Source organism: Gaoshiqia sediminis, assembly GCF_025907915.1.
In the GTDB taxonomy this organism is placed as follows: Bacteria; Bacteroidota; Bacteroidia; order Bacteroidales; family Prolixibacteraceae; genus Gaoshiqia; species Gaoshiqia sediminis.
The window spans coordinates 1-10,185 of the sequence record NZ_JAPAAF010000063.1 but is presented as its reverse complement, the minus strand read 5'-3'; the positions used below and the strand labels follow the sequence as shown (position 1 = coordinate 10,185).

Here is a 10,185-nt window from a genome sequence, read left to right as displayed (position 1 = left end):
ATGCGCAAAAGATTGCTTCATTCCGCTGCGCTTCATTTGCAATGACGCCTGCTTGAAGCGCCCCATTCATCCTTCATCCTTCCCAAGGTCTGCCTCCCATTCTTTTCTTGTCCTCAAGCCGGACCGGCTCTTCCTTTTCCATTCGATGAAAAGGAAGCAAAAACCTTGTCAAAACGAACCCTCTGCCGGGCGTTTTGACGGCCCACCCACTCGCTTCGATCCGGGTTCCACGCAGCACGAGCAGGCATTGGAATCTGTTGCTTTGGTATCGCATTTTTTTATGGTGCGGCCTGCGGGGGGCTTAGAAAGCCAGGGAAGGGAATCTGATTTCCCAAAAACCTTATTTTGGGTTCCTCAACCTTAGTAGCGTTGTGTGCAAATTGACAGCATTTTAAACCTTATTCCCGTATTCGTGTAAACCCATTTTATAGAAGGTAATAAGGTTGGTAGGAGGTTCGGTGCGGTATTTTTTTCTACTAAGGTTTGTCAAATGAATAAGGTTTTTATTGGTCGCAATTCCCAAATTCGAATAGGGGTGATGGATGGCTCGATCCCCTCGGGATCCGGGGCTGCTCGGTATGACGTTGAGTCGTTGAAAGCTTGCCCGGCTTTGACGGAAGTTCTCTATGAGCAAAAGATTGCTTCATTCCGCTGCGCTTCATTCGCAATGACGCCTGCTTGAAGCGCCCCATTCATCCTTCATCCTTCCGAATGTCAGCGTCATCAGCGTCTAATTTCATTCGTCATTAAAGATTGCTTCATTCCGCTGCGCTTCATTCGCAATGACGCTTGCTTGAAGCGCCCATTCATCATTCAACATTCATCCTTCATCCTTCCCAAGGTCTGCCTCCCATTCTTTTCTTGTCCTCAAACCGGACTGGCTCTTCCTTTTCCATTCGATGAAAAGGAAGCAAAAATCTTGTCAAAACGAACCCTCGGCCGGGCGTTTTGACGGCCAACGCACTCGCTCCGATCAACATGGAGATAAGCTGAAAACGAATTACTCATCTGTTCTATTTATGGCTCCCGGCGTTGTCATTGTTTTCTTCCTGAAGCAGCATTTTTAAAATTGTCAGGAGCCGAAGAAAGAGCATGTCGGCTTTTGGCTGGCCTACGGGGATTTTGCTTAGAAAACCAGAGAAGGGAATTCGAAAGGGGACTGGAAAGCGGCCCTGTTTGAGGAGGAACGACGAGTTGGGACGAGTGACATGACCGTTTCCGTAGTTTTCGTGCAAAAGACCCGTGAACCTTGATTTTTTTGGTTACTTTTTGGCTTAATCCAAAAAGTAACTCCTGTCCGGAAGGACATTTTTGTTTGTTGGGTGTCCCAATGACGAAAACAGGAAAATGGATCCATGAAATTCAGGGAGTAGCAGGAAAAATACACTGATCTTAACCACCAATGCCCAATCATAATGAACATTTGTAAACTATTGCCAGGTAAATATCGTAAATAAAAACACGGTGATCAGTCATTCGTTTGGGCCGATCAGAACCAATGGACAGGAACTCAAAACAAGGCAAGCTACATGAAGGCAAGCATAGGACACTGCCGACAGCAGCATCTTACCGCAAGAGCATGACACAGATGACATTAGAATTTAAATGGGGAAATACAATGAAGAGTCCAATAAACAACATGGCACAGATCGAGGACTATCTGAGCCAGGAAGCAGAAGATCTGCTGACCTACCGGGCAACATGCATTCCAAAAGAGAAGTTGCTATTACCGGGTCCGGAAGTGATCGATAGCGTTTTTGGCATCTCGGACCGGAACGTGCAGGTTTTGAAAAGCCTGTCTTCCCTTTATCACCACGGGCGACTTTCCGGCACCGGATATCTATCCATATTACCAGTCGATCAGGGGATTGAACATACTGCCGGAAGTTCTTTCTCCCCCAATCCGGCGTATTTTGATCCGGAAAATATCATTAAACTGGCCATAGAGGGCGGATGCAACGGCGTTGTATCAACCTTTGGGGGGCTGTCGTTGCATGCACGCAAATATGCGCACAAGATTCCTTTTATCGTGAAGATAAACCACAATGAATTGTTGACCTACCCGAATAAATACGACCAGGTCATGTTCGGAAGTGTAGAGAACGCCTGGAACCTTGGCGCAACAGCTGTTGGGGCTACTGTTTATTTTGGCTCGCCTGAATCGAACAGGCAACTGATTGAGGTGGCCGAAGCCTTTGAACGAGCCCACGAACTGGGAATGATGACCGTTTTATGGTGCTATACGCGTAATAATAATTTCAAAACCAAAGAACGGGATTATCATACAGCTGCTGATCTGACCGGACAGGCAAACCATCTGGGGGTTACCATCAAAGCTGACCTGATTAAACAAAAGTTGCCTGAGACCAATCGCGGGTTTATCGACCTCAAGTTCGGCAAAACCCATCCTGATATGTACACCAAACTAACCTCGGAGCATCCGATTGACCTTTGCCGGTACCAGGTTGCCAATTGTTACATGGGGAAAATCGGGCTGATAAACTCCGGGGGGCCGTCATCGGGAGCCGATGACTTTTCCTTGGGTGTTCGCACGGCCGTCATCAATAAGAGGGCTGGTGGAACCGGATTGATATTGGGAAGAAAAGCTTTTCAGCGCCCGATGAAAGACGGAATTAAACTCTTAAATCTCATCCAGGATGTTTATCTGCACCAGGAAATTACAGTAGCCTGAAAATCATACAAACATGGAACGACGCGTATATGGCCCGGTGCCTTCCCGAAGATTAGGATTAAGCTTGGGGGTGAACAATATCCCCCATAAAGTTTGTACCTATTCCTGTCGCTATTGCCAGGTGGGAAAATCGCTAAAGATGCAACTGCAACGGCAGGTGTTCTATGAACCAGAGGAACTGGTCGATGAAGTAAAAGAGCTGCTATCAAAGCTTCAGCATAAAACCGACTATCCGGATTACATCACCGTTGTCCCCGATGGAGAACCAACGCTGGACATAAACCTGGGGAGCTTAATCGAACAACTGAAACTACTTCAGGTACCTGTTGCAGTGATCACCAACGCCTCGCTGATCAACTTGCCGGAGGTTCAGCACGACCTTCTCAAAGCTGATTTTGTTTCTGTAAAAGCCGATACCTTTACTTTCGAAACCTGGAAAACGCTAAACATTCCGCACAAGCAATTAGATATTAACCAGATTGCAGACGGAATTCGTGATTTCAGAAAAAAATTCACCGGAAAGATGGTCACTGAAACTATGTTGGTCAGGGGTATAAACGATTCGGTATCCGAGTTAAAAAACACCGCTTTGTATCTCGAGAGTTTCGGGCCGGATGTGGCCTACGTGGCCATACCAACGCGCCCGCCTGCATTTAACCATGTTGAACCTTCCGATGAAGCCACCGTCAATTCGGCCTACCATATTTTCAAGGAGAAAATTGCTCATGTTGAATTGCTGACGGGTTATGAAGGCAACGCGTTTGCTTCGACCGGAAATTTCAGGGATGATTTGTTAAGCATCACGGCAGTACACCCCATGCGGGAAGATGCCGTGCTGGGCTTGATGCAAAAAACCGGAGCCAGCGAAGACCTTCTGGCAATGCTGTTGAAAGAAAAGCTGGTTGAAAAATTACCCTATGGCGGACATGCCTATTACCTGAAGAAATTTCGGCAAATGATTGACCGGTTAACCGGATCCGGATGAAAGGAGCCATGACACACTTATTCAGCAAAGAAGAACGCCTGAAAAAACTTTGTGCCCAACTTAAAGTTTGCACTCAATGCGGGTTACACAACAGCCGAATAAATGCGATTTGCGGTGAAGGCAATGTACATGCCCGGTTCTTTTTTATTGCCCAGGCGCCAGGCGAAACAGAAGATGTAGCTGGCAGCATGTTTTTAGGCCCCACGGGAAAGGTCCTTGATGAATTGATGGCAGAAATTGACCTCGAACGATCCTCGGTATATATGACCAACCTGATAAAATGCCGGTTACCCAAAAACCGAAAACCCAAAACCGAGGAAAAAAATAGTTGCGGTAAATACCTGTTACGGGAAATCGAAATCGTAAAACCGGAATTTCTAATCCCGCTGGGCTATCATGCCACAAAATTCATTTTGACCCGCTATTGCCGCGAAAACATTTTGTCGTCCGATTTTGTCGGCAAACTAATTTATTGCAGCACGCAAAAGATTTATCCGCTGAGGCATCCTTCTGCCGCTTTGTATAATCCGCTGATCAAACAAGCAATGAGCCTGGACTTCCGGAAAATTTCCGTTTTCAGGAAGCCATGCAAGTGGTACCCGACATGCCCGATGAAGAAATATTTCGAGAAGGGATGGCTGGACAAAAAATGGGTTGAATTGTATTGCAAAGGTGACTGGGCAAGTTGTAAAAGATATCAACTGGAAGAAAACGGACAGTATCACCCGGACCGTATGCTCCCTGACGGAAGTTTACTGAATGGATTGAAATAAGTTTGGGGCAATTCTTTATCTGATCAACCGTTTTTCTCCTGCTTTTTAGCGTTCTATTTTTTCAGGATTGTAACGTGAAGTTGAAACTGAAGTTTTATGCTTTCGCTTTATGAGAAACGACCCGAATACCATGGCTATCATGCTTGCCGCCCAAAACTATCTGAGCCGGCAGGAGTATGGGCAGGCAATCAATTGCTTACTGAAAATTCTGGAAACCGATCCTGAAAATAAAGAAGCCTCCGTACTTTTGGAACAAGTGAGAGAAATAACAGAGTACCAGCACCGCGATATCTTTTCAGCGACAAATTTAGATATGGATCCCTGGCTCGAATAAAACGATTTTCTTTTCATCCACCCCTTTAACAGAGCATTGCATTCCTTCCCGCGAGCCCGTTCCTTCCTTATCAGCACTGTATAAATTGCCGTTATCAGGATTTATTGCCCTGGTCAACCTTTCTTCTTGCTGCCGTTAACGTTAGGATTGATATGGATCCCAGACAACTAAAACCAATGCACCCTTTTCGGACTCGAAAGGCCCGTGATTCTCATGAGCACTAAAAATCTGGTAATCTCCTTCGTGGTAAAGTTTACCTTCGCTTTTGTATTCTCCTTTCAGAATAAAGTGCTGTTCGGTGGTAATATGAGTATGGTCAGCCATGTGGAAATCTTTGGGCAACCTGAGCAGAATTGTTTTTTTTCCATCCTGGTCGCGCAGCGTCTTTTTCTCTGCTCCGCTCCCGTACTCTGTTGCTTCCTGCCAATGAGCATCGTCGTATAGATTCATTCGTTCTTTCATCTCCAGGCCCTCCTTTTAATGTCAATTTATTTCAATGAAACCACTTTTTTATACGATGACTTATCCCGATTTGATATTTTATCGGTTGGATTTTATAAAATTTTTAAGCTGAGAGTCAACTAAGAACCGGGCATATTTAAATGGAATCCCAACGACCACTTCACTCTTTTCGACACCTCCATGCTTTCGTGATTCCGGACAGCCAAACGACAACGTTACGACTTTATTTTTATAACAATTGGCAAACACGTTTCCGCAAATGGATAGCAGTGAGAAAGGAGAAATTGCCGGTTTTATTTCATTTTTTGCCAGTACGTGCATCAGATTAGTAACCATATACGGCTGTACATAGATGATATATAAATCCGGCTGGATCACTGTCTCCATATTTTCGCTAATTCCAAGCACTACAAAATTTACCCCCTCCAACTTGGGAATCTCCTGTAATGCATCCGTTGTAAACCGAAGTGGGATTTGGCTGTTTGCTGAAATCGTTCGGGCCAGCGCCGAATCGTCGTTGTCAAATCCCGTACTTCTTCGGGCACCGGGACATCCCAGATTCTCATGTACTATTTTTAGGGGAGTGCAGAATGAGTAATTTACAGCTTCGCACAATTTCATCGAATTTGACGGTATGTTAACCATTTCCGGTAAATCCTTGTTTATCGCGATTGCCGTACATTTGGGCCCAAATATTGCTTTCAGATCCTCAATCATCTCCGATGAAATTGTTGAATGCTATTAATGAATTAGTTGCCCTTCTTTAGTCGGGTAACTGTACTTCTAAGTTCGTCCATTTCGAAATGGTACCTTTTCTTCAACCGCCCGATTTTTTCACCTGCTTGATTCGATGGTACGTTGAGTGCTTCAGTTAATTTCGTGACAGGTATCGCGTATTTTTGCGATACTTCGCTTAAGGTCATAGCCCCGGAAATTTCCAGTTCCGGATCGGCATGCCGATGGTGGTATTCCGGTTCGGGATTGTGCAGCTTACTGGCGTTTTTCTGTTCCCTCGGTTCGGGAGTGTCGCTGGATGGAGAAGGATAAAATTTATTTGCTTTATTGTCTTTCCATGCCATTCTCTTCAGTTTTAAGGTCGTTATTTAAGAAATAGCCCCCACCGGACATATTTTTTCACAGACACGGCAAGCGGCACAACGGTTTTCATCAATAAAAGCCTTTCCGTCGTCCGTGGTTATGATTGCTCCCTTCGGACATACATCGATGCAGCTTCCACAACAAATACAAAGTTCAGAATTTACGCTTGGGGAGTCCTTTCTTGTTGTTTTAAAGCTGGCCGCTTCCGTTGTTGTACCAGTCGGTTTTTCTCCCCGGGCTAAGGGAACCCGGCAAACCGGACAAAGCGAGTTGCGGCACGGACTTCCTTGATCGTGAGGAGTACTGTATCCGCACGTTGGACAGGTGCACCAATTGTGATTATTTTTGGGGCCCATCCGTTGGGCTCCTCTTTTTCCCATTCCTTTTCCTCTCATTTTTCCCGGATTGTTAAAAATACAAATCTCTTTCCCCGTTTCTGATTCGTTGTAGTTTGGCGCGAAGTTCTTCCAGCCGTTTTTCGTTGGTTATTTTATGCTGATTGGCTTCAATGGCCTTCCAGCCTTTTTCTTTCACTGGTTCCGAGGCATAATCTTCGAGGTACTCGGCCAGGGTAAGCATGGCATTGGGTGTACAATATTGGTGGATGAAGCCCGGCACCGATATCTCCATGAAATGCTCACCGGTGCGCCCCAATCGGTAACATGCCGTGCAAAACGAAGGGAGGAAGTCTTCGTTGAGCAATTCTTCGATGATTTCGTCCAACGAGCGCGAATCGTTGATAAAAAACTGTTCGCGATTCAGATTTTGTTGTTCGTTGAGGCTTCGGGAGTAAGCCCCCAGTTCGAGTTTGGTGCCCCCATCGATTTGTGATACCCCGTATTTCATCACTTCCTTTCGCACCACAGGCGATTCTCGGGCAGTAAGAATCATTCCTGTATAAGGAACGGCAAGCCGAAGAATGGCTACCAATCGTCCAAAATCGCTATCATTAACATGATATTTCTGCGGCATGTTCATGCTCAACGCATCTTTTATCCGGGGAAACGAGATGGTGTGTGGGCCAACGTTGTAACATGCTTCGAGGTGGTTGGCATGGCGCACCAGGCCCAGAACTTCGAAACGCCAGTCGTACAAGCCAAACAAAGCTCCAATTCCTACATCGTCAATTCCCGCTTCCTGTGCCTTGTCGAGCGAAATAAGCCGGTTCACGTAGTCGCGTTTTTTACCGGCCAGGTGGTACTGGTAGTAGGCTTCGGGGTGGTACGTTTCCTGGAAGACCTGATAGGTGCCAATGCCAGCCTGCTTCACGGTGCGGAACCCTTCGATGTCGAGCGGTGCCGCGTTGATATTAACCCGCCGTATCTCGCCTTTTCCTTTTTTGGTGGTGTAAACGCTTCGCACGGTTTGCGCAATGAAGTCGGCCGAATATTCGGGGTGTTCCCCAAAAACCAGGATCAGCCGCTTCTGCCCGTTATCTTCGAGGGCTTCTACCTCGGCCCTGATTTCATCGGGCGACAGGGTTTTGCGAATGGCCTCCTTGTTGTCGGTGCGAAAGCCGCAATACTGGCAATTGTTGATGCACTTGTTCCCAATGTACAACGGAGCGAAAAGAACGATGCGGTTCCCGTAAACTTTTTCTTTTAACCGAAGTGCACCTTCCTTAATTTGTTCGATCAGTTCCGGGTCATCGGCGTTAATCAGCACCGCGGTTTCTTCGAGGGTCAGCCTTTGCTTATCCAGCGACTTACTGATAATGGTGCGCACTCTTTCAGGCGAAGAAGTTGCCTTTTGGAGAAAATCCCATATTTCGCCGGCATCTATAAAGGGCTGCAAGGGCTGATCGGGGATACGGTATTTTTCAGGAGTAAATTTCATTGGTATAAATTTTTGCTCAGGCTATTCATATTTTTATTCTTTAGTTGACAACCTGTATATCTTTGATTTCAAATAGATTTTCATTTTTATCCCGGATAAAATAGGTATCATTCCCGGGATTTCTTTTTATCATTGCTTTGTACCCTAATGCAACAGCCTTTTCGTATATATCTTTCGCTTCCCGGTAGGCCAGGCAAACATGAGAGAATACTTTCTTTTCTTTTTCGCAACTGATAAAAATCTCGAATTGCACCGATTCATTCTCCATTACATAAATTTCAGCAGCCTCTTCTGTTTGGAAAATGTTTTGTGACATTTCACTACTGATCAAAAATTTTCGTCGGATGGTGAGTTGCAGCACTTCTTTGTAGAAATTTTCAATTTCCACCGGATCAATAATTGTTAGCGCTATGTGCAGAAGCATCTTTCCGTCTTTTATCGAACAAATTTATATGAACTATTGTTCATTTATGCATTCAGCAGATTAATTTTATCTAAATTTTGAGCTATGGTTGATATTTTTGTTCCGACTTTCAAGCAATCACTCATGATTACAGCCTTTGTGCTATTTATGATGGTTGTGATCGATTATATTAACGTACAAAGCAGAAACCTTTGGGCAGAAAAGTTGCAGCAATCGCCGATTCTACAAATTATTTTAGCTGCATTTTTAGGGATTACCCCTGGCTGTTTGGGGGCTTTCACCGTGGTTTCGCTATACACCCACCGCATGATGGGCTTTGCCGGATTGGTAACGGTGATGATTGCTACTTCGGGCGATGAAGCCTTTGTGATGTTTGCCCTCTTTCCCGGAAAAGCCATGTTGTTGCATTTAATCCTGCTGCTCGTTGCTGTCGCTGCTGGATTTCTCGTACACCTGTTTACTAAAAAGAAACAAGCCGTTGCGGCACATGGGTTTGTTTTTCACGAACATGAAAATTGTACGTGTTTTGTAAAAAGTGAGATTATTCCGCAATTAAAAAAAATCTCATTTGAGCGGATTATGCTGGTCCTGGTTACTGTTACTTTCATCTTTCTGTTGCTAATTGGCGCCATTGGCTCTTCAGATTGGGGCTGGAAGAAAATCCTTTTTTTTGTTTCAAGTTTATTTCTGCTTTTTGTTTTTTTAACCGTACCCGAGCACTTCCTGAAAGAACATTTATACAAACACATCATTAAGAAACACTTACTGCGCATTTTTGGATGGACATGGGGCGCCTTCATTATTTTGCATCTTGTACAGTCGAATCTCGAACTGAGCAACCTGCTGCAAAATAACTCTTATTGGGTTTTACTGGTTGCTGTATTGGTGGGGCTTATCCCGGAATCGGGCCCGCATTTGCTTTTTGCCACTCTTTTTTCGCAAAACCTCCTGCCCTTTAGCATTCTGATAGCTAATTCCATCGTGCAAGACGGTCACGGGATGTTGCCTTTGCTTGCTGAGTCGGGAAAAGATTTTTTAAAAGTAAAAATCATCAATCTGGCAGTAGGTATAGTTATCGGATTTATTCTGCTAAAGATTGGAATCTAAAAGTTAGCGCTATTTAATGGAGATGCAAAAAAAACGGATTTCAAATGCCTTTATGAACTTATGACCAAAACAAATTCTATATTTGTGTCGTATAATTTCTAGTCAGAGGTAATAAATATGGGTCCAAAAAAATATTAGTTGCCTCATAAAAAAAGTTAAATAATTAAAATTCTAAAATTATGCCATCAGGAGATCGTACCGGACCCATGGGGCAAGGTTCCATGACCGGAAAAGCACTTGGATTTTGTGAGGGGAATGAAACCCCGGGTTATCACAGAGGATTTGGCGCAGGAATGGGCCGCGGTTTTGGATTTGGACGCGGGATGAGCCGTGGCCGTGGTTTTGGTTTCGGACGTTACTGGAACTGGTTTTCTGCCGGCCTCCTGTTTTCCGCTATGGGACACCCGGAAAATTTTTCAATATAATTTGATATAGCTCTGCTTGTTGGTCATCCATTTTCAGGAGCTGTGATCT

The 10,185-nt window shown here is 44.9% G+C and carries 13 protein-coding genes; 7 read left to right on the top strand and 6 right to left on the bottom strand.

Annotated features, from left to right (window positions below):
- The 5 genes from N2K84_RS19460 to N2K84_RS19440 all read left to right on the top strand — a co-directional run.
- Positions 1-364 (top strand): hypothetical protein (locus N2K84_RS19460; RefSeq protein WP_282593508.1); only part of this gene is annotated, 364 nt, incomplete at its 5' end.
- A gap of 1,254 nt (positions 365-1,618) precedes the next feature.
- Positions 1,619-2,692, top strand: coding sequence for a class I fructose-bisphosphate aldolase (locus N2K84_RS19455; protein ID WP_282593507.1), 1,074 nt, complete (start codon positions 1,619-1,621; stop codon positions 2,690-2,692).
- 13 nt (positions 2,693-2,705) lie between these two features.
- On the top strand, positions 2,706-3,677 hold the full coding sequence (locus N2K84_RS19450) for a radical SAM protein (protein ID WP_282593506.1): 972 nt from the start codon (positions 2,706-2,708) through the stop codon (positions 3,675-3,677).
- 8 nt (positions 3,678-3,685) lie between these two features.
- Entirely contained in the window at positions 3,686-4,450 is a 765-nt protein-coding gene (locus N2K84_RS19445; RefSeq protein WP_282593505.1) for a uracil-DNA glycosylase, read from the top strand.
- Between the two features lie 109 nt (positions 4,451-4,559).
- Positions 4,560-4,784, top strand: a complete 225-nt coding sequence (locus N2K84_RS19440; RefSeq protein WP_282593504.1) for a hypothetical protein — start codon at positions 4,560-4,562, stop codon at positions 4,782-4,784.
- A 141-nt stretch (positions 4,785-4,925) separates the two neighbouring features.
- Here the strand turns inward: N2K84_RS19440 and N2K84_RS19435 are convergent, their stop codons facing one another.
- From N2K84_RS19435 to N2K84_RS19410, 6 genes are all read right to left on the bottom strand, one after another.
- A complete protein-coding gene (locus tag N2K84_RS19435) occupies positions 4,926-5,246 on the bottom strand; it encodes a cupin domain-containing protein (protein WP_282593503.1) in 321 nt (106 codons plus the stop codon).
- 78 nt (positions 5,247-5,324) lie between these two features.
- Positions 5,325-5,891: a DUF169 domain-containing protein gene (locus N2K84_RS19430; protein WP_345894144.1), complete on the bottom strand. Its 567-nt coding sequence runs from the start codon at positions 5,889-5,891 to the stop codon at positions 5,325-5,327.
- A gap of 104 nt (positions 5,892-5,995) precedes the next feature.
- Positions 5,996-6,325 (bottom strand): hypothetical protein, encoded by a 330-nt coding sequence (locus N2K84_RS19425; RefSeq protein WP_282593501.1) that lies wholly within the window; start codon positions 6,323-6,325, stop codon positions 5,996-5,998.
- Between the two features lie 24 nt (positions 6,326-6,349).
- On the bottom strand, positions 6,350-6,700 hold the full coding sequence (locus N2K84_RS19420; protein WP_282593509.1) for an ATP-binding protein: 351 nt from the start codon (positions 6,698-6,700) through the stop codon (positions 6,350-6,352).
- A gap of 52 nt (positions 6,701-6,752) precedes the next feature.
- Positions 6,753-8,180: a [FeFe] hydrogenase H-cluster radical SAM maturase HydG gene (hydG, locus tag N2K84_RS19415; RefSeq protein ID WP_282593500.1), complete on the bottom strand. Its 1,428-nt coding sequence runs from the start codon at positions 8,178-8,180 to the stop codon at positions 6,753-6,755.
- 40 nt (positions 8,181-8,220) lie between these two features.
- Positions 8,221-8,604 (bottom strand): VOC family protein, encoded by a 384-nt coding sequence (locus tag N2K84_RS19410; RefSeq protein ID WP_282593499.1) that lies wholly within the window; start codon positions 8,602-8,604, stop codon positions 8,221-8,223.
- An 84-nt stretch (positions 8,605-8,688) separates the two neighbouring features.
- Here N2K84_RS19410 and N2K84_RS19405 point away from each other — a divergent pair, with 84 nt between their 5' ends.
- A complete protein-coding gene (locus N2K84_RS19405; protein WP_282593498.1) occupies positions 8,689-9,711 on the top strand; it encodes a putative manganese transporter in 1,023 nt (340 codons plus the stop codon).
- A 179-nt stretch (positions 9,712-9,890) separates the two neighbouring features.
- Complete coding sequence (locus tag N2K84_RS19400) at positions 9,891-10,136, top strand: DUF5320 domain-containing protein (RefSeq protein ID WP_282593497.1); 246 nt, start codon at positions 9,891-9,893, stop codon at positions 10,134-10,136.
- Positions 10,137-10,185 lie beyond the last annotated feature (49 nt).